Annotated in this window: 19 protein-coding genes; all 19 read right to left on the reverse strand. The window is 45.7% G+C overall.

The features are described from left to right. Positions 1–84: 84 nt before the first annotated feature. The 19 genes from E6W40_RS13540 to E6W40_RS13630 all read right to left on the reverse strand — a co-directional run bounded on the left by E6W40_RS13540 (position 85) and on the right by E6W40_RS13630 (position 18,914). Positions 85–1,116, reverse strand: coding sequence for a MoeB/ThiF family adenylyltransferase (locus E6W40_RS13540; RefSeq protein WP_136605932.1), 1,032 nt, complete (start codon positions 1,114–1,116; stop codon positions 85–87). 75 nt (positions 1,117–1,191) lie between these two features. After that, positions 1,192–2,745 carry a ribosomal protection-like ABC-F family protein gene (gene abc-f / locus E6W40_RS13545; RefSeq protein ID WP_136605933.1) on the reverse strand — a complete coding sequence of 518 codons (1,554 nt, stop codon included), beginning with the start codon at positions 2,743–2,745 and terminating at the stop codon, positions 1,192–1,194. 231 nt (positions 2,746–2,976) lie between these two features. Further along, complete coding sequence (locus E6W40_RS13550; RefSeq protein ID WP_136605934.1) at positions 2,977–3,969, reverse strand: hypothetical protein; 993 nt, start codon at positions 3,967–3,969, stop codon at positions 2,977–2,979. Continuing rightward, positions 3,956–4,510 carry a hypothetical protein gene (locus E6W40_RS13555; protein WP_136605935.1) on the reverse strand — a complete coding sequence of 185 codons (555 nt, stop codon included), beginning with the start codon at positions 4,508–4,510 and terminating at the stop codon, positions 3,956–3,958. Before E6W40_RS13555 ends, E6W40_RS13550 begins: the two co-directional genes overlap by 14 nt. Further along, entirely contained in the window at positions 4,507–4,905 is a 399-nt protein-coding gene (locus E6W40_RS13560; RefSeq protein WP_168928922.1) for a hypothetical protein, read from the reverse strand. Before E6W40_RS13560 ends, E6W40_RS13555 begins: the two co-directional genes overlap by 4 nt. A gap of 24 nt (positions 4,906–4,929) precedes the next feature. Continuing rightward, on the reverse strand, positions 4,930–5,412 hold the full coding sequence (locus tag E6W40_RS13565; protein ID WP_136605937.1) for an ABC transporter permease: 483 nt from the start codon (positions 5,410–5,412) through the stop codon (positions 4,930–4,932). Positions 5,413–5,426: 14 nt separating this feature from the next. Then, entirely contained in the window at positions 5,427–7,499 is a 2,073-nt protein-coding gene (locus E6W40_RS13570) for a hypothetical protein (RefSeq protein ID WP_136605938.1), read from the reverse strand. Continuing rightward, positions 7,489–9,396 carry a P-loop NTPase family protein gene (locus E6W40_RS13575; protein WP_136605939.1) on the reverse strand — a complete coding sequence of 636 codons (1,908 nt, stop codon included), beginning with the start codon at positions 9,394–9,396 and terminating at the stop codon, positions 7,489–7,491. The genes E6W40_RS13570 and E6W40_RS13575 overlap by 11 nt, the downstream gene beginning before the upstream one ends. Next, positions 9,397–10,242 (reverse strand): hypothetical protein, encoded by an 846-nt coding sequence (locus E6W40_RS13580; RefSeq protein ID WP_136605940.1) that lies wholly within the window; start codon positions 10,240–10,242, stop codon positions 9,397–9,399. Further along, on the reverse strand, positions 10,239–10,955 hold the full coding sequence (locus E6W40_RS13585) for a hypothetical protein (RefSeq protein WP_136605941.1): 717 nt from the start codon (positions 10,953–10,955) through the stop codon (positions 10,239–10,241). The genes E6W40_RS13580 and E6W40_RS13585 overlap by 4 nt, the downstream gene beginning before the upstream one ends. Positions 10,956–11,010: 55 nt before the next feature. Continuing rightward, complete coding sequence (locus E6W40_RS13590; protein WP_168928923.1) at positions 11,011–12,129, reverse strand: SAF domain-containing protein; 1,119 nt, start codon at positions 12,127–12,129, stop codon at positions 11,011–11,013. 30 nt (positions 12,130–12,159) lie between these two features. Further along, on the reverse strand, positions 12,160–13,641 hold the full coding sequence (locus tag E6W40_RS13595; RefSeq protein ID WP_136605943.1) for a protein kinase domain-containing protein: 1,482 nt from the start codon (positions 13,639–13,641) through the stop codon (positions 12,160–12,162). A 206-nt stretch (positions 13,642–13,847) separates the two neighbouring features. Further along, positions 13,848–14,885 carry a 23S rRNA (cytidine(2498)-2'-O)-methyltransferase RlmM gene (locus E6W40_RS13600; RefSeq protein ID WP_136606990.1) on the reverse strand — a complete coding sequence of 346 codons (1,038 nt, stop codon included), beginning with the start codon at positions 14,883–14,885 and terminating at the stop codon, positions 13,848–13,850. Between the two features lie 24 nt (positions 14,886–14,909). Next, positions 14,910–15,683, reverse strand: coding sequence for an ABC transporter ATP-binding protein (locus E6W40_RS13605; protein WP_136605944.1), 774 nt, complete (start codon positions 15,681–15,683; stop codon positions 14,910–14,912). Further along, positions 15,680–16,000: a thioredoxin family protein gene (locus E6W40_RS13610; RefSeq protein ID WP_136605945.1), complete on the reverse strand. Its 321-nt coding sequence runs from the start codon at positions 15,998–16,000 to the stop codon at positions 15,680–15,682. The genes E6W40_RS13605 and E6W40_RS13610 overlap by 4 nt, the downstream gene beginning before the upstream one ends. Next, positions 15,997–16,338 carry a cyclic-phosphate processing receiver domain-containing protein gene (locus E6W40_RS13615; protein WP_136605946.1) on the reverse strand — a complete coding sequence of 114 codons (342 nt, stop codon included), beginning with the start codon at positions 16,336–16,338 and terminating at the stop codon, positions 15,997–15,999. Before E6W40_RS13615 ends, E6W40_RS13610 begins: the two co-directional genes overlap by 4 nt. A gap of 54 nt (positions 16,339–16,392) precedes the next feature. Continuing rightward, on the reverse strand, positions 16,393–17,250 hold the full coding sequence (locus tag E6W40_RS13620) for a deoxyribonuclease IV (protein WP_136605947.1): 858 nt from the start codon (positions 17,248–17,250) through the stop codon (positions 16,393–16,395). After that, the gene (locus tag E6W40_RS13625) at positions 17,240–18,055 is read right to left on the reverse strand and encodes an Fpg/Nei family DNA glycosylase (protein ID WP_136605948.1); all 816 of its coding nucleotides are present in this window, start codon (positions 18,053–18,055) and stop codon (positions 17,240–17,242) included. The genes E6W40_RS13620 and E6W40_RS13625 overlap by 11 nt, the downstream gene beginning before the upstream one ends. A 46-nt stretch (positions 18,056–18,101) precedes the next feature. Next, the gene (locus E6W40_RS13630) at positions 18,102–18,914 is read right to left on the reverse strand and encodes a TIGR01457 family HAD-type hydrolase (protein WP_136605949.1); all 813 of its coding nucleotides are present in this window, start codon (positions 18,912–18,914) and stop codon (positions 18,102–18,104) included. Between the last annotated feature and the right edge of the window lie 330 nt (positions 18,915–19,244).

Below are 19,244 nucleotides of genomic sequence, written 5' to 3' on the forward strand. Positions count from 1 at the left end.
CACCATAGGGTTTCCGGCCGTGAAAAAAACCATTCCTTTTGGAATGGTTTTTATAATTCAGATGATATATCCAGGTATTCATATTCATCCAAAATAACGGTGATATATGGTTCTGGCTTCAGCTATATCCTTCGTTCCATGGATCAATGCTCTACCGTCAGCAAAAATAACAATGCGCCGTTCTCCCGCCGTGAAAGATACCAGGAACGGATTGCTCTCTACCATGCTTTCTTCCAGCTTCGAAAGCCGGTCTGCAGTCTCCTGCAGATTTAGGGATTGCTTCTTGCCCGGACGAATCTGTACAGTATCACGTCCGCATAATACATCTGTCTTTTCCAAATTAGATGCAGATAAGTAGGGATAAGTTCGATGCGTTCCGCAAGAAAGGCAGTCTTCTTTTTTCGCATGCTTGACTCCCATGGACATCGACTCATTCCGCCACAGATCAAAAGTCAGCAGCTTATCACGTAGAGCCTCATGATGCCCACTAAGCAGCTTCATCGCTTCTGTCGTTTGATGGGCAGTTACAACCTGCACAGCTTGTGGGATAATACCTGCGGTATCACATGTATCTCCGCCCAGAGGAACGGCACCAAGCAGACAGTTCAAACATGGCGTATGACCTGGCAATATCGTATAGGTTATGCCGTAGCTTCCGACACATCCGCCATAAATCCACGGAATATTATGCTTTAGAGATATATCGTTAATAAGCAGACGGGTATCAAAGTTATCCGTTCCATCCATGATCAGATCCACACCGTTGACAAGAGTATCCAGTTCTTCAATCTTCACATCCATTACATGGCTGTCGATTTGAATGGAGGAATTGATCGCTTGCAGTCTTTGTTTGGCTGCGATTGCCTTGGGAAGTCTTAGGACAGCATCCTCCTCGGAAAAAAGCTGCTGACGCTGGAGATTACTCCACTCCACATAATCGCGGTCTGCTATCGTTATATGTCCCACACCGGCTCTGGCGAGCGTCTCGGCAATCGAGGTGCCTAAAGCACCGGCACCGATAATCAATACATGGCTTTTCCCCAGCATAAGCTGGCCTTCTAATCCAAACGGTGTAAATCGTTCTTGCCTGGAGTAACGGTCATCTCCGGTGTTCATGAGTACATCTCCTTCGATAAAAAGCCGCATTCCACTGAGGGAATACGGCAGCTTCCTAATTGGCATTACGATCGATCAAGCGTTCTGATGTGACCATTCTTCCACGTTCCATGTTTTTGTAACCCAGTCCTCGTAAAAATCAGGCTCATGGGATACGAGCAGAACGGTTCCTTTAAATTCCTGCAAGGCCCGTTTCAGTTCAGCTTTGGCGATGACATCCAAATGGTTTGTCGGTTCGTCAAACAGAATCCAGTTGGTTTCGCGCATCATCAGCTTGCACAGTCTGACTTTGGCTTGTTCGCCACCGCTTAACATATTGAGCGGACGAGTAATATGCTCGTTTTTCAATCCGCATCGTGCCAAATGAGCCCGTACTTCATGTTGATTCAGAGAAGAAAACTCATTCCAGACATCATCGATCGGTGTAATGTTACCAGGACGAACCTCTTGCTCGAAATAAGCCGGCTCCAGAAAATCTCCAAGATATGTCTTGCCGCTGATTGGAGCGATTTTACCCATAATAGTCTTTAGTAACGTGGACTTACCAACGCCGTTGCAACCAACGATTGCAATCTTTTCCCCTCGTTCAATCGTCATGCTCATTTTTGGCAGCAATGCATGCGAGTATCCGATCTCAAAGTCAATTCCTTCAAATACGGTCTTGCCGCTTGCACGGTATTCCTTGAAATTAAATATCGGCTTAGCTGCTTCTTCAGGTTTATCAATACGTTCAATACGGTTTAACTGCTTCTCACGGCTTTTCGCACGTCCGGATGTAGAAGCACGGGCTTTGTTTCGCTGAATGAAATCTTCCTGCTTTTTGATGAATTCCTGCTGTTTCTCATATGCATCAATATGCTGGTTCTTTGAAATATCAGCCATCTCCAGAAACTTATCGTAGTTGGCAGCATATCTTGTCAGCTTGGCGAATTCCAAGTGATAAATAACATCTACGACCTGATTCATGAATTCCGTATCATGCGAGATGAGCATGAAAGCATATGGATATGACTTCAGATATTGGGTAAGCCAATCAATATGCTCTACATCCAAATAGTTCGTTGGTTCATCCAGAAGAAGGACCGTCGGCTTTTCAAGCAGGAGCTTGGCCAGGAGAACTTTAGTGCGTTGACCGCCGCTAAGCGATGTTACGTCACGATCCAGACCAATCGCGGATAAACCAAGCCCATTGGCCATCTCCTCGACCTTAACGTCGATCAGGTAGAAATCTCCTATTTCAAGCTGTTCCTGGATTTCACCCATCTGTTCAAGCAGCAGTTCCAGCTCTTCAGGAGTGGCATCCCCCATTTTATTGGTGATTTCCATCATTTCCTGTTCCTGCTCAAGCAGCGGAAGGAAAGCATCCTTCAATACATCGCGGACGGTTTTTCCCGGTGTCAGCTTGGAATGCTGATCCAGGTAACCGTAACGGATCCTTGGAGTCCATTCTACCTTACCCTCATCTTTAAGCAGCTGTCCTGTTAAGATGTTCATCAACGTAGACTTACCGACCCCATTCGCACCGACCAGACCAACACGCTCACCAGCCAGTAGGCGGAAGGAAACATCTTTAAACAATGTGCGCCCCCCAAAATTATGGGAGACATTCTCAACTGTCAATAAACTCATAAATACATTCTGACTCCTGTCTATGATAAAAATATCTTTTAGTGAAAATGATTGAAAACGGGCATTCAAGATATCATTTTATCATAAGTAGGAATTTTCCGAAAACATGAACATGACTATTTTTCAAAAGATACATATCTGTATAAACCGTCGAGGATGCCGTACACTAATTTCGCCATCAATATTCAGCGAGTCGATGTCCTTCATCAGGAGATACATCAGTCTAAGATTTTATGGAAAGACATCTTGGTGACAGCCTCTTTCATAATACCCTTCGGCGGCAGCGTCCTTCGCAGAAGTAAATGTCTCTTCGATGCGCAGTCCACTCCGGCAGTCTCCCCGTTCGAAATAGCGAATACCTGTTATAGGATCTGTACCCGCAAAAATATCTGGCTTTTTCACTATTCTGCCGCCGCCCAAGGCATAATTGTTGATGTAGTCTTTTCCGACAGGGATGCCTTGGACAAATGCAATGAGGCCAATATCATGAATAGAGTTATTCCACTCCTCACGCGGGATCAAAGGAAGTGTAAAATCATAGGAGACACCATTCTTAACAGCATTTTCGTTATGGCGATTAATAACGTTGGCCAAGTCGTTTTCAATAGTCTGGACAATGGTTGTCTGTTTTACCTGCTCAAATAATTCAGATTGGACTAGTAAGGGCACACCCGTCGTTGATTTCAGTTCTCTCTGTAAACCATGAACCCAGCTATCAGCCTCATGATCATAGACATCCACAACATTATCTAATGTGAAACGGATAAGGTTTCCATACTCGTCACTATAAGCATAGGGCTTTTTAGGACTCCAAACATGCTTGATGAGCGTCTCATGATCCTTACCTGTAAACTCACCATCCGAGTAAACATAATAACCGTCATAGTCGATAACAGCGATGGCAGGAATGTAATAATCAAGTAGCTGCTGTGCCTGTACATCATCTTCAATTCCCAGATCCGCATACAGGCTCCTATAGAAAATGCCCAAAGCCAATTCTTTGTCAGCGCGGAAATATTTCGATGATCCATAGCCCGCTTCCCACTCCTGCTTCTCATTCATATTCAGTACGCTTGCTCCATCTTGAACAGCCGTACGGAGCGCAGTCACATATTTCATCTCCAGAAACTGCGCCGTTTGCTGATCCTTAATTTGAAAACCACTGAGTAAAAATACCGGCACAAAGATGATGACGAACACGATTGAAAAATCAGTAATCTTCATTGAGAACCATGCCTCCATACGGATATGCAAGCACAGCCGCTTCCCCTGAAATAGAACCAGATACAAAATCCATCATGATCGTTCCTGCCGTGCGGTTGATATTCTTAACAGTGACCTTGAAGAAATCACCAACGTTCATTTTATATTTCCGAGCATCATCATCCTTCTCCATAGTAGAATTCGGAAAAATAGCAGACATTATATCAGCCGTATAGTAACCTGCGTAGGATACATCAATATCATGTTGAAATGTGTCCGGATTCGATGCATCTATGTAAACGGGTGTGTATTTCTTATGTAAATGCTCCATTTGAATATCAAAATCATTGCCTGTCCTATGAATCTCATTCAAGAAATCCTGATACATGACCGGTGTAAGATATCCCTTATTCCTGACTGCATCGACAAACTGGGTAACTGCGTTGTAGACCATGATCCGGGATAAATCATCATGTCTCTGATATGTTTCAGCAGCCGGATAAACGAACATTAGCGCAACGGCGAGAAGTACTGCTACGAATTTCGAAACCGAACTGCTCATGAGGATCCCTCTATCGTAGGAAGCTTGTAGAACTGCAATTCCGTCAAATTTCCGTGGATATCCCGTATATATACTGTGCGATACTTAGCATCAGCTTGAAAAATGGACTGCTTAATAAGCGCAACAGGATCATTTTGGGTGACGGTTACGCCATCTGCTTGGATACGGACTTCGGAATCAACCACGATCAGGAGCGCCTGGGAACCGCTGTAGATATCAGGCTCGCTCAGCTTAAGGGTTGAATGAACACTCCGCTTTTGACCTCCAACTACGGAGGCTGCTTCATGCAGTGTCATCCTAATCTGACTGGTAAGGCCCAAAGTAAAGAAGCAGGCACCCAGAAACAGGGCTATACTTATGCTAAGTATTATCATGTCTCGCATATTTTCGTTCATGGTGCCCCTCTTCCTCCCTAGATGCTATTGTACAAAAATAAGTCCACGTACAACGTTGGATTTGTCTCTTACGATGCTGGCTTTAAACTTACCGCTTGGGTTTACGTATTCATTGCTGGATTCAAGCGTTGTATTTCTTAAATCCCCTGTTTTATTCTTATTATCATCGACTGAACCAAATCTGTCGTCCGTTACAACATCGTCAATGAACAAAGTGTTTCCGTACCATTGTCCTCCTTTGTTCTTACCAGTTTTGACGAGTATGCCGAATTGATCCTTGTCATAAAATTTGCGTAAAGCATTTGTCACTTGTGATCCGCTGATGCTTGTGCCGTCATATACCGTAAATGAAGCCTGAGAGAGCTCGGTTTGAATATCCGAAAAGTTATTTTGCGCTGTCTTGGTAGCCTCCTGTGCCGAAATAAAGAGAATTACAACTATAGTAATCAATGCGATGGTCAGAAATATGCCAGCGGCCACCTTCAATGCGCTAGAAGCGTTATTCATTAGACAGCAACTCCTTATATTTTTTGAATTTGTTCATAGTACACATTCATCTGCATGAAGCTTATGACAATAAGCGGTACAACCAGATACATAAAAATAAGCGCATACATGGGTGCAAAGCCAAACATTTTTCCCAAACCTGCCTTCGTATCAATCATTTTCTCGTATTCCTGTTTGCGCTGTTCGAAGTAAAACGACATCTCATTCTCAAGATCGTCAAATGCCTGGGCAATTGGGATCTTCTCAACACAGAGAAGCAGCTTGTCCACAATTCTTTGGAATTCTATCAACCGAACCTCTTCCTTCAGTTGAGTTAGCGCCATTTCCGCACCATGATCATAATGCAGCACACATCGCTGGATTGGTATTTTAAAAATATTCGCAAATCGGTTCATCCACTCCAGTATTTCTTCGACCGATATCCTGTCCATCTCCCGGAGCATGGAAATCACCGTCTGGAACTGGTAGACCTCATGTCTCATATCCATATAACGTATTTTCCGCTGAAAATAGAGCAGCCATAGCGGAAATTGATATCCGGCCCATCCTATCAAAAGAGCAGTCAGAATCTCCCACCACTTTAGATATTCCTGATTGTAAGCCTTCAATTTGGATAGGATTCGATTCGTTGAATTGACAAGCGTATCCTTACTGGAGTTGATATTTTGCTTTCCATTGACCCTACTGGCGATTTCGTCATAACTAGCAGAAGATGACATACCAACCTCCTTCATCACCCTCAGATCCTGATCACTAAGTTGATGACCTGCATCTCTTTGATCGCTGGAGACTTGTCCGAAAAAGGTGTTCCCGCCTACAGGAGCATGTAAGATGTGGCTTTTGGCTGTTTGATGCAAAACCATCATGATCGTCATGGTCACCACAAAGGACAAAATAAAAAACATAATTCTGCGGATATAGAACCATTCATATCTCAAATGTGTACTGCTCTCCTTAAGCAACCGTATCATTTGGGCATATGCCGGAGTCGCCGGCTTAGGTGCCATAAAGGAAGCTGTGAGCCTTATAACTGAAAAGGAAGAAAAAAACTGCTCCCATGTTTTTTTCTTATCACTCCAGCGATATGTTGTCTCATTGTCCTGTTGTAACCGCTGAAGCAAAACAAAGGACAATATAATGACGATAAAAATTACAATTTTCGTGATATAACCCAACTTGCTTGTATAAAACTCATCCATAGCCGGAAAACTGCTGCGGGCCCACCGCTCAATCGGCTTCGTAAAAAATACGGGAGCAAGCGCTATGACATTCAAACCCTTCAAAAGATAATCCAGCTTATCCCGGCGTAAAATCTCCAAATGAATTTCCTTGGTCAGACCGCTTAGCCCCTGCAAATAGATCGAGCCCTGCTCTTTGACCTTGTCACCAAACTCCATAATCATAAAAGAAATACCCGCAAAGGCCTTCAGAAAGCGATTAGGTGCCGTCTCATAGAATTTCTCAAGCTCTTCGGATGGATCTTTCGCATTTAAAGCCTCGTATATTTTGCGTGTATGGACCGACGCCTCATAACCTGCAGATTCTGCCGCTTCATATATTGCTTCATCGATCATTTCATGCTGCTGATATCTATGCCTTACTTCAGAGAACAAGTCGATCATCTGCATCAACAGCTTTTTCTCCATGCGGTTAACGTACATATCGATTAGCAGACTGTTAATGATCACTGCTGTAAGCAGGACCAGCAGAAGGAAGCTTACGCTAGGATTAAGCATGAAAAGAATCAGTGCAGATGATGCTAAAATGCCTAAAACAACCAAAGTGATCTTAGTTGTTTCACGTCTCAATCTGAATTCATCGTATGCGTGAACACCCGATATTCTTTTTCTGACTCTTTGTATGTAAGCAGACAGCCCAGGAATTTTAGACATGATCATGTAAGATTTTTGTAAAAAATGATTCCAGCGCTCCATCAAACTGATATTTTTGAACAGCGACTTTCCATGGAAATACGTTTGAGCAGTATGCTTTTGTCTACTCTTGGACCAAGACAGAAAAGCAAAAGATATTCCAAAAAGAATCAGTGATGACATCAGGACAACGAGCAGGATCGCTTTAATATTCATATGGACTGCCCCAATGATGATTCAAAAACTCACGGAATTTATTCGCGTCCTCGATCCCCATCTGTTCTGCCATTTCAACGGCATTCCCGCCGGAAATCGGTTCAGCTGCGACATATTTCCCGTCCCGATACTCCACAATATTACGGGAGGTATATCGCTGCGCTTTCTGCCTTGCCTCGTATTGAAGCTCCAGGAGTTCGCCCAGCAATTGCTCGATAGTGCCCTCTCCATGCATCTTCCTCTCCAAAAAAGGATTGTTCTCTACAGGAATGCACTCTGTAATCCTTTCAATGTACCGTCTGCCATCCCCATCCCTTTTCATATGGATATCAAAGTTAATAACCTGTATTACCTGTTCCTCAGCGATATGCTCATTGTGGAACACACCGGTCTTCAGCAGTGAATTCCGCAGCGAATATACGAGGTCACGAAATGTCTTGGCATGGTGAGTGAATATAGTGAACAAGCTGGCTACCTGAGACATTTGAATCATCCATGCAGCGACCTCATCACTCGCAACTTCACCCAGGATATTGACCGTTCCGTCCGTTTTCTTTTGCAAATCCAATCCCTCTTGGCCCGATATCCGTTCTGTTTCTCGAAAAGACAGAATGTTTCTCCGGCTGTAAATTTTACGCAAATGGAGCTCAAAGGCCATTTCCTGAACACGTAGAGTAAATGTGGGGTCGATATGCTCTACCATTGCCATGAGCAGCGTTGTTTTACCCGAACCCTGTGCACCGGTTATGGCCGTAATTCGGCTTCCTTTCATCAGGTAGCTAAGCAGTTCAATCGGAAGCTCGGCGTTCTCCCCGGTCACCAGCTGCTGTAGGGAGGCATTCGGAATATCAAACTTGCGTACAAAAAAAGCCCAGGATTCAGCAAACGGCGGTCGGACAACAACGACACGTGAGCCGTCCTTCATTTCATTGACCTTATAACCATTGGATTCAGACAGCTGCCCAGGATGGTTGTACTTATAAATGTTTTGACAGACTCGCTTAAGCTCCAGCTCCGAACCGAAAGATAGAAAAGCCATGTGTACCGATTTCCCTTTATAAAAAACCCAAACGCTCTCGGATGCGGAAAAAGGCTTGTGATATTCATCCTCGTACAATAACGGCAGCGAGTATTTATGATTTCCATATGTATCCGGTATTCCATCATCTGTTAGAATGCCATTAACACCTCCGCTGATTCCATCGATGCGCTGGTCCCGCAGATCGTCTACCACTGAAAAACCCTTATATTGCTGATAAATCCGCTGCACGACAATATCCAATTTCTCGATAAAGGTTAAGCTTCCATAGCCTAACTCCGTTATGAAAATTTGCTCAATATCCTCAGCCGTAACCGCGTATACGGGTTGTTCCCCATATCCGTCTATGATGCGCGGATCTGCTAATCCATAATTTTCAAATAGCTGCGACAATGCTTCCTGTCCATGTTGCTTCTGGTATAAGTAAAAAATAATTTCAAACTGATCCTGCGTTGTTAAGCGTCCAATATCTTCAAATGGAATGACATCATTAATATGCTCCTCCGTTAAACCAAAACTCCTGACGAGCAGATCCGCTATGAACTGTTTGACGTACTGCTTCTCATGCAGGTCACCTGAGATACACTCCTTTAATGCCTTGCGAAGCTCACTCCGCTTATTCAGCCTCCGCTTGTACTCCTCCTCATGAAGTCCCAGATCGGTTAGTTGGCTGTGTGTCAGTTCATGCAGCGTTTCCTTCACGAACTCTGTCATTATCTCTACCGAATATTGTCCGGCTGCGATATTTGCGCTCAAGGCAGGGCGACGATAATCCAACCATTTCACATAGACGAGCAAACCTGTAAAAAGAACAATTACCGCGATCAGCAGAATGTTCATGTTCATTCCGGAGATCATTTATGCCCCCCTTTCCACCAGCTTCAGTGCGGTGGTCATATCCAGCTGAGTTAATATGTCCTTGTTCAATGATCGGATACTCTCCAGGAATGCTGCCGAAGGCTGCCGGTTGTTCAGATTACGGCTGCGCTGCAAAAACGGCAGGACACTTCGCATATTCCATGCATCCAAGAAATCCGTTGTGTATGGAATCCCATGAATCGCTCCTTTGTAGCCAAACCTCCTTTTCACGTTATTCAGCGTACAATGGGAGTACTTATCATACCGGCCCAGCACCAAAATGTACGGTTTTTCATTTATCACCGGTGGACGGCCACCGTCCTTAAAGAACAAATCCAAACCCTCAATACACTGATTCAGACTAACTACGATTAGATCGGCTGTTTCCAGCAGCGCTTGGTCACCGCTTCCATCCTTCGGAATACCGCATCCTGCGTCTGCCAAAACAAGATCATAACTCTGGTTTGCAACAGCACATATGGACTGCAGGAGCTCCTTCCGGTACCCGGGCATCGTTCCTTCCGATTTTGCATTTCCTTGGACCAAGTCCAGTCTTTCAGGAAGCATTGGCAGTGTGTAATCCCTTATATTGTCACGGGTTAATCTGCGGTTCAGGCAAAGTCTCTCGAGCGCGTCCATGCCATGATCCTGAAAGGAAATCAATGAATGATCCAATGTGTAAGCCCCCGTTTGAAAAGCTCCTTCCACCCTCTCCTTCGCCTTGCCTCCATGTGCTAACAGCAGCTTCAAGCGATATTCCATCCCTATACTTATGGCAGCCGCAGATGCATGTGCGGAATTTCCGCTGCCTCCTTGAAGGGGACTCCAAAAGACGATCTTGCTCATGCTTTTCTCCTCTCCGCAACCCGCAGTGCGCGATTGATCTTTTTTTGATCCCATTCGGTAATCATTTGAACCAGTTGGCACAGATTTCTTTTAAATCCCCTGGTCAGCGGCTTCATCTGGACTCTTTTTGTGTGCTCATTCCGCAGCTTTAGTGACAAATCAAGCTCATTCCATGGGATAACAATCGGCTCCTCTTTCCAACATACCGGCAGGTGATTAAAATATCCGTCGAGGTAGGAGGTAGCATACCACTCATCCACTGCTCGGACGATCAGTTTAAACATTTCTGGCTCCGTACCTTCAGCAAAGTTGCGTTTAACAGCTTCATGCAGCCACATGCTTCCCTTTTCCAGCGTCCAGATCTCATAATCAGTAACCCAAACTAACGCAGAAGCCTCTCTCCATACTCTCGGTGTACAAAAATCCGGATGCTCCAGATCATAGATAACATAGTCATAGTTATCCAAGCTGCTGCTCGTGATCTGTAAATGAGCGTCAAGGCTGACCACATCATCAAATCCGCATGCAACATCAAATCCTGCAAATTCCGTAATTGACAGCTGCTCATCAAGCTGCCCGATATAAAATGGATATTTTCTTTTTTCCGTCGCATCCACCAACAGCACACTGTAATTGCTGGAGACCAGCATTTTGCATAAATACATCAAGATCTCGCTCTTGTCACATAAGCCGGCAAAAATCCATGTGTTCAAACCCCATCCTGCTCCTTTCCACTTTTACTTTGGATCGATTATGTTTGTATCCTGATCATGGCTGAGTAGAGGGAAGCTCTGTCTCGGTCTGATTTTCGTTCATACTTTGTTCAAGCAGCTTATTGTCCTGAGCCTCCCCCCAGGAAAAAGTATCCTTATCAGAAGTAGCAGGTACCGGATTGGCCGTTTTAATTTTATCTTCTGTTTCATTACCACGAGTTGTTGAATCGTCTTCTGGTTTTAAATCTTCAAAAGTAAATCCTGAACTAGTGGACTCCGAGCGATGTCCCGAGCTTGTCCCTCCGCTTTGATACGTTGGAGCAAACTCTGAATCCGCAAAGCTCTGGCTTGCTTTTCGGGAGTCTGATGCTGCCGTCAAGTCTTTTTCAAGGGAAACACGTACAGCTTCAGACAGCTTTTGTTCCGCTTTCTTTACAATATTCGGATCACTGTCAATCAGCTTCAGTACCTCTTTATTAACAGGATACGTCGGTATAGCTTTATCCTGCATTTCCGGTTCAACATAAGTAACAGCGTACAGCTTGGCATCGTGCAGATAAGCGTCAACCATAGCGCTGGATAATGACAGAATTTCCTGCTCCGTCATCGTAATCCACATCGCCGGACTGATCAGCTTGTCGATTTTCTTCTTGGATAAAACGATGTAGTCCTGTCCTGTAGGAAACTGGACACGCACATCTACTACGTCATGCTCACGCAAATTGGAAGGCAATGCTATCGCCTGTAATTCCCTGTTCCTGAGATCAGCCAGCAAAGGCTCCTGTTCATAAATCATTGCAATCGTTAATGCAGTACCTTTTTTCAAATCAATCTTGGCGATCTTTATTCCACTCACGTCACTGCTTTGAACTAGATTGACCGGAGCCGCTCCCTGGGGCAGCTTAACCTGCACAAGATCCTTTGCTGAAATGACTTCACCCGCATTAATATCTCTAGCGAGTCCCCAACTGGATGCCATCTTTTTTTCCTCATCCAACTGCGCCTGCTCCAGCCTCGTAATCTGCTGCTCAAAATCCTGCTTGATTCTGTTTTCCCTGGCATGATGCTGCACACTGCTGAACACGGCATAGCCTGCAAATATAACACCCATTACAGCGGCACCCGCCAGTCCGGCATAGAGCATTTGTTTTGTTCGCTGTCTCAGCTTGGACATGTACCTTTTCATTCTCCTCTCTCACACGAATCAGCTGAGTCCGAACCTGAATCTCCTTCTTCGCTCGACCCCTGTCAATACGCCTTGAAAAATACGGTTTAGCGCACGATCCATTTCCTCACTTTGATCAAAAGGGTCCATATGCAGCGGAAGTGAAAATACCTGAGATGTGTTTAGCTGCCTGCGCAGCCTTTGGACAGCATCCGTTGGGGCAAGCGGCAGAAAATACATCCACTTCTGCTGTGGATATCTCGACAGACTGTGGACCATATCCATCACATCCTGCTGACGCCATTCCGCACCTGATGCAACAATTACGGAAATATCTGCCCTAAGGAACTCTTCCAAACGCTCTCGCTCGCGGTAAGTTCCCAAATCGATCACAACATAGTTGTAGCTCCCTGATAACAAGGTGATGACATCAGCTCTTGCCGTCTGCCTCCAGTAGTCCACTCCCTGCACTTCAAACTTGCGGCTGCCCCCGCCCGGCACATGATCCCCATTCACAATATGCTGAATTCTCCGAAAAGCCGGAGATCTTACATTCATTTCAACAAGCGCGACCTTGCTGTGGCTCTGCGCCAGAAAATGACTAATCGCAATGGCCGTGTGCGTTGTACCTGTACCTCCGCTCGCTCCCATCACTGCGATCACCTGTGTACTGGTTCTTCCGGCGATATCTCTTCCGCGTCTCACTTCCGGTACAGTCTTCTGTCGTACTGCTGAAGCCAATTCCTTGCGAACTTCATTTGCCGACGCATAGCGGTTCTCTGGAGCTAGCTGCAGAAGCTTGCGTATCACCGGAATCAGCCTGCGCGGCAGATCGGGACGAATGTACTTCTCAACCCTATCCGACCACTCACTATAAGCTCCCGCGGTGGACAGATAAAGCAGCAGAGCTCCCAGGCCATACAGATCAGACCTTGCATCGCTTTGTCCGGAACCATATTGCTCGGGAGCCGCAAATCCGATCGTCCCCAACTTAACCGTGTCCTGCGTCTGCTCCTGCTTGTAATTTCGGGCAATCCCAAAATCAATAAGTCTTAGCTCCAGCTGTTCCGTAAGCATAATATTTGACGGCTTCAAATCTCTGAAAATAATAACCGGATCATGTGTATGTAAGTAACCGAGCACCTCCAGCAGCTGGTCCGCCAGTTGAAGGATGGAATCTACAGGAATCTTGCCTCTATAACCGCTAAAATATTTTTCAAGCGTAATTCCCTGGATGTAATCCATTACCAGATACGAATATCCATCATTGTCAGGAGAAAAAAAATCCACAATCCTTGGAAGTCTGGCATGACTAAGAGAAATGAGAAGCTTTGCTTCATCCCTTATGCTGCTGTAATGTTTCGGATCGACCACACTTTCCTTAACAGCCCACAACTTGCCAGGCAGCTTCAGATCCTCTGCAAGATACACATGGCTCATGCCGCCTTCTCCAATCTTCCGGACAATCTCATATCTCCCCCCAATCGTCAGTCCGATAAGCAGTTTGGAAGGATGATCCATTCTCGTCGCCTCACTTTCAAGACAAAAAAAAGGAAAGCACTCCTGGAGATGACTGTTACGGTTATCCGTAAAGCCAAACACCGGGATGCTTTCCCTTTATTTATCATCTGGTTAATTTGGTATCATTATAGAGCAATGGTAATATCTGTGTAAAGCACTTTTTTAATAGCATATCTCTAAATCGCTCAAAAAATAATTTCACTACATTAATATTTAATCATATACAAAGTGATTTCGTCACGATTATGAAAGAGTTGTTTTGCCCGTTGGATCTGCATATTGGCATCTTCAAATGATGAAATAACATCATCAATGAGCGCCATTGGCTTTTTATGCATCAGCTTTACCGTAACGACCGCCGTGCCACCTGGTCTTAGACTCGGCAGAAGCTCCGTTACCAGCTTAACCATCTGTTTTGGACTCCAGCTCATATCACAAACTAGCAAATCGAATTCACTGTCACGGAAACGCACTTCGGAAGCATTTTTCTTGAAAATTCTTAATGCAGGATGGTCTTGCAGCGACTCATGCATAAAGGCAGGATCAACTGCAGTTACGCGCAGTCCTCGTTCCAGCAAAAACGAAGTCCAGCCTCCAGGCGCCGCGCCAATATCAATGCCCGTATCAAAGGTAGCAAAATCAATCCCAAAGCTTTGTTCTGCCTCCAGAAGCTTGAACTTGGCACGTGATATTTGACCGTCCTCGCGCTGAAACCGGATGGCGCCACCGCTCCAGTCAGACAGATTATTCACGGGTTCCGACACGCCAATATAAAACATGTCTTCCGCTGCAAACACAGAAATGACCCACTCCGCATCGCGCACGACAAATTCAGCGTTCAATTCGGCGAGCTTCTCCTGCAGCTTATCACGGAGCTGTCCTGCACTTTCTTCCAGTACGCTGTCATCGGCTTTACGTACTTGCAGTGACAGTTTTGTGCCATGCAGCTTGTCTTGACGGTTCAAATATTGAACCATATGCGTATATGCCTCTTCAGTACCTGCATTCAGCTCCAGCTGAACCGGCTGGATATGGCGCAGGAAAATCGGAGGATTGGTGACGATCATGTCCACAGCTCTGTCCGCATCCTCAAAGAAGGTGGCCAGGAAAACCTCACCTGATATCATGGTTTTACTTTTGAGCTTGCCGAACTTCCGGCGCAGCTCCTCCTGTGCATAAGGTGCAAAGCCATGGTTGGCCGTGCATATGAACCGGGATGTTTCAATATTCATCTCTTCATTCATTAACTGTTTATCATCCAAAACGGATTACCCTCCAGAAACCACTTTAATCCAAGGCCGGCCGCCGTCCCATTCGATCCGGGCCGGAATATCGTAGGTTTGTTTTATCATTTCATTGTTCAAAATTTCTTGTTTCGGACCGGCACCCGCTATTTTACCATCGCGGATCAGGGCCGTATGTGTAAACAACGGCATAATCTCTTCCACATGGTGAGTCACATAGACTACGGTGATGTCCCGCTCCCCAAGCCGCTCAACCTCAGCAAGCATCTTTTCGCGCTCATACAAATCAAGTCCCGCACAGGGCTCGTCCAAAATCAGCAGCTTAGGCTCACTCATCAGGCTTCGTGCAAGCATCACCTTTTTTCGTTCACCTTGTGACAGCGTACCCAGCGGATGATATGAGAGCTTACCCAGATTCATTTCATCCAGAAGCTTCAGGGCTCTTTCCTTAATCTCGCCTGGAATCTCCTGGTAAAAGCGCAAAAACGCATATGCACCTGTGGCAACGACCTCCCACACCGGATCACTCAGATTCAGCTTTTCCAGTAGATTGGGGCTGATATAGCCAATCTCCTTACGGACTTCACGGACATCGCATTCCCCATATATATTTCCCAGCACCTCGATACGGCCCTCACTTGGAAAAAGATATCCTGTGAGCATTTCCAGAATCGTCGTTTTGCCGGAACCATTCCGTCCTAAGATAACCCAATTTTCTCCCTTTTTGATTTCCAGGGATACATGATCCAAAATCTGATTCTCTTCTCTTCTCAAAGACACATCCCGCATCGAAATCATGAAAGCACTCCCCTTATTTGAGCTAACAAGTCCTCTACCGATCCCATGGAATATACAATTTCAGGTTTACTGACGCGTTTGGGGTCTGCGATAAGCAGGGCCGGAACACTCGAGATCCTGTACTGCTCCACCACCTTAGGCAGCATATTCACATCCGCTTCTGCAAGGATGCCTTCCGGAAGCAGGTGCTCCGTAACTTCAAGCATTCTACGTGCCACCTTGCAGGTTCCACAAAAAGGAGTGTGCAGGAAGACAGCCAAAGGCTTGCCCTTGCTCCACAACTCTTCAAGCAGCTTCTTTTCGTCCAATTCCCTCATTCCCGCACCCCCTCAGCAATACGATCCAGCACCTCCGGAGGCATCGGACCGTTATGCAGCTTCACATGTTCAGGTACGGACTGATAGAGAAGCTCGTACATTTCTCTCTTCCCCCACATGCTGGATGTATGCAGATATATTTCCCGCGGGAACAGCTGCCTGGCAATCATTCCCCGTACAACCTCTTTGCCGGTAGGCTCACCGGGGCCAAGATCGAAATCCAGTGACAGAATATCCACCTTACATTCTTCCAGCATCAAAAGACATTCCTGTGCATTTCTGGCTAAAGCAAATCCTTGCGGACAACGCCGGTAATCATCCAGATACAAATGAATCACAGCCGCTCCCCCTTTCTCCGATTCTTCCCATTAGCTCGAATAAGCTCTATTTCTTCATTCCTCTTCTAAATTGCGGTATAAGTACTCAATCTCATCCTGATGCGTTCCATCCGTACCAGGCTCCGTCTCCAAAATAAGCGGCATGCGTTCAAACTCTGGAAATGAGATCAGTTCGACAATTGCCTCTGTCCCGATATAACCTTCACCGATCCGGGCATGACGGTCTTTCCCGGAACCGGACGGATATCTTGAATCATTCAAATGTAAGGCTGCAAGCTCTTCCCAGTATCCAAGCTCACGTCCACGCTCCATCAAACGATCGGTTTGCCCGGGAATCCATGTGGCCGAAGCATAAGCATGGCAGGTATCCAGACAAAAGGCAATTTTTTTCGGCTCGTTCGCCAAATTGCGGACATTAACCAGCTCTTCGAGCGTAATTCCCATCGATCCTGGTTGACCTGCTTGATTTTCAAGCAGTATTTTCGCATTGCCCTGCCAATCAGCCAACGTTTCATTTAAACATTGTATTATATTTTTATAGCCTTGTAACGGGTCATTGCTTTTCAGATGGCCAAAATGTACGACAATTCCCACAGATCCGCAGGCCTCGGCAATGATCAGATCATTTTTCAAGGAAGCCACTGTCACTTGATACAGTTCATTCCCCCGTGTATCTCCAGCCGCAATATTCACTGGATAAGGTGTATGAGCTATGCTTGGCATCCCTTTTTCCCGGCAAAAACGAAAGCAATCCGCCGCAGCGATGGCATCTAGATCCTTCCATGCCAGACTGCGCGGATTTTTAGGAAAGTATTGAAATGCTCTGGCTCCCATTTCCCATGCCCGCTTGGCTGCTCTCCCAAAGCCTCCGCGGGTGCTGACATGACAACCGATCAATCGTTTATTGTTCATGCTGGCAGGACGGACAAAAGAATGCTTTGCGTCCTGTCAATTCAATTCTGTTCACAACCCCGCCGCAGCGAACGCAGCCTTCCCCTTCACGGTCGTAAACTTTGCACATGTCATCATATCCACCGGTCCGAGTATCTCCCTCCATAAAGGGAGCCTCCATGTAACCTCCATGCTCCAGCGCATCAGGTAAAACCTTCAGCATCGCGTCATATAATCTGCCTACCGCCTCTTCTGAAAGATCCTGTATCTTGACGGAAGGAAGCAATCCGGCTTCAAAAGCGATCTCATCCGCATAGCAGTTGCCAATGCCCGCGATAACATGCTGATTTACCAGCAGGCTTTTCATCGCACCGCGTCGCCCTTTCAGCAGCTCCACAAAACGCTCCTTGCTCATTCTCCGGTCAAACAATTCTGGCCCAAGCGGCTTTAGGATTTCTTCTACTTCCTTGGCGGACAGCAGATGGAGATATCCAAGACGAAGACCGATAAAGTATAATGTATTCTGTCCAAAAGTAATTTCCACTTGAGTATTCCGGCTCGGACGGCCTTCCTCTGTTCCATAGTACAACATCCCGCCCAGCATGAGATGCAGCAGGAGTCTGCGACCGTTATTCATATGAAAAACAAGATATTTTCCACGTCTCTCCACAAAAATAGCACGCAGTCCAGTCAGCTCATTAATGAACTGGTCTGCTGGTACATTGATTGACTTATCTCGGTTGACAACCACATGTGTGATCGGCTGGTTTATAATATACTCCGAAAGTAGTCTTCGGTAATTTTCCATTTCCGGCAATTCCGGCATTTGTTCATCAATCCTTTCGTATATAGCAATGATGGCTTCAATATATTTAAATGTTCTCTGAAGACGGACATACGATTGCTATTAATTCGTACAAGTCTTTACAAATAATATCCGCTTCTAGTCCAGCATTCTGGATTTGTTCGGCCAAATTCTCCTCTGTCGTGAGTCCGATCAAGACGAGGATCGTCTGACAACCGGCAGCAGCTCCGGCTGCAATATCTGTGCGCATATTATCGCCTACAACCGTTGCTTCCGCAGGCGATATGCCTAATCGATCCGTAGCAAAAGTCATCAGATGGCCGGCAGGCTTACCGATTACCACTGGCTCAACGCCGGATGCAGCCTGAATCGATGCAGCCAAAGCGCCCGCTCCCGGTACCAAACCATGATCCGACGGAAGAAGCAGGTCCGGGTTCGTTAGCACGTACACAGCCCCTTCACGGATCCAGCGGACCGCATTGGCCAGCGTCTCGTATGTAAATGAACGGTCAATCCCCTGCACAACGAATTGCGGATTCTCGTCAACGATATGTAATCCCGCATCCACCAGCGCGAGACGAAGTCCTTCTTCTCCTAGCATAGCCACAGCAGCTCCTGGAGATTCTTCAGCAATATATTTCGCCGCTGCAAGTGAAGATGTACATACCTCTTCCGGCAAAGCTTGAATCCCCATTTCATTCAAATGTGTAGCAACGCCTTCAGCTGTTCTGGATGAATTGTTCGTCACGAACATATAAGGAATATTGTGTTTCTTTAATGCTTGTATCAGTGTATCCGCTCCGGGAATACGATTTTTCCCATGATAGAGAGTACCGTCAAGATCAATCAATAGTCCTTTTGTTTTTTTGTATTGTGTCATCGCTGTGCCTCTTTCCGATTCCTCAGACAGATAGACAATATACCTGTATTCAGAGTATGTTACGGACTATTTTCTGTTCAGCATTTCCCGACCTATGCTCAGTATTTCCTATATAGAAACAGAAAACAATCCGGATTCAATTGATTACGCAAGTTCTATTCTAAGAAAAATGAAGAAAAGCCGCAACTCATTGAAGCAACTCTTTCTATTTCTACGACGCTTTAGACTCTTTTTCACCGCAGTTCGTCAAAGATATCCGCTTCCTAAGCCTCAAAAAGTCTGGAGCTGATACCTTGTGTCATTTCCTGCGCTTTCCCGGAAAATAATCAA

The organism is Paenibacillus dokdonensis (genome assembly GCF_004916975.1).
In the GTDB taxonomy this organism is placed as follows: Bacteria; Bacillota; Bacilli; order Paenibacillales; family Paenibacillaceae; genus Paenibacillus_AQ; species Paenibacillus_AQ dokdonensis.

Excerpts from the sequence above, each read along its gene's own strand:
- E6W40_RS13540 (WP_136605932.1), bottom strand. The coding sequence starts at position 1,116 with ATGAACACCGGAGATGACCGTTACTCCAGGCAAGAACGATTTACACCG.
- abc-f (WP_136605933.1), bottom strand. The coding sequence starts at position 2,745 with ATGAGTTTATTGACAGTTGAGAATGTCTCCCATAATTTTGGGGGGCGC.
- E6W40_RS13550 (WP_136605934.1), bottom strand. The coding sequence starts at position 3,969 with ATGAAGATTACTGATTTTTCAATCGTGTTCGTCATCATCTTTGTGCCG.
- E6W40_RS13555 (WP_136605935.1), bottom strand. The coding sequence starts at position 4,510 with ATGAGCAGTTCGGTTTCGAAATTCGTAGCAGTACTTCTCGCCGTTGCG.
- E6W40_RS13560 (WP_168928922.1), bottom strand. The coding sequence starts at position 4,905 with ATGAACGAAAATATGCGAGACATGATAATACTTAGCATAAGTATAGCC.
- E6W40_RS13565 (WP_136605937.1), bottom strand. The coding sequence starts at position 5,412 with ATGAATAACGCTTCTAGCGCATTGAAGGTGGCCGCTGGCATATTTCTG.
- E6W40_RS13570 (WP_136605938.1), bottom strand. The coding sequence starts at position 7,499 with ATGAATATTAAAGCGATCCTGCTCGTTGTCCTGATGTCATCACTGATT.
- E6W40_RS13575 (WP_136605939.1), bottom strand. The coding sequence starts at position 9,396 with ATGATCTCCGGAATGAACATGAACATTCTGCTGATCGCGGTAATTGTT.
- E6W40_RS13580 (WP_136605940.1), bottom strand. The coding sequence starts at position 10,242 with ATGAGCAAGATCGTCTTTTGGAGTCCCCTTCAAGGAGGCAGCGGAAAT.
- E6W40_RS13590 (WP_168928923.1), bottom strand. The coding sequence starts at position 12,129 with ATGTCCAAGCTGAGACAGCGAACAAAACAAATGCTCTATGCCGGACTG.
- E6W40_RS13595 (WP_136605943.1), bottom strand. The coding sequence starts at position 13,641 with ATGGATCATCCTTCCAAACTGCTTATCGGACTGACGATTGGGGGGAGA.
- E6W40_RS13600 (WP_136606990.1), bottom strand. The coding sequence starts at position 14,885 with ATGAATGAAGAGATGAATATTGAAACATCCCGGTTCATATGCACGGCC.
- E6W40_RS13605 (WP_136605944.1), bottom strand. The coding sequence starts at position 15,683 with ATGATTTCGATGCGGGATGTGTCTTTGAGAAGAGAAGAGAATCAGATT.
- E6W40_RS13610 (WP_136605945.1), bottom strand. The coding sequence starts at position 16,000 with ATGAGGGAATTGGACGAAAAGAAGCTGCTTGAAGAGTTGTGGAGCAAG.
- E6W40_RS13620 (WP_136605947.1), bottom strand. The coding sequence starts at position 17,250 with ATGAACAATAAACGATTGATCGGTTGTCATGTCAGCACCCGCGGAGGC.
- E6W40_RS13625 (WP_136605948.1), bottom strand. The coding sequence starts at position 18,055 with ATGCCGGAATTGCCGGAAATGGAAAATTACCGAAGACTACTTTCGGAG.
- E6W40_RS13630 (WP_136605949.1), bottom strand. The coding sequence starts at position 18,914 with ATGACACAATACAAAAAAACAAAAGGACTATTGATTGATCTTGACGGT.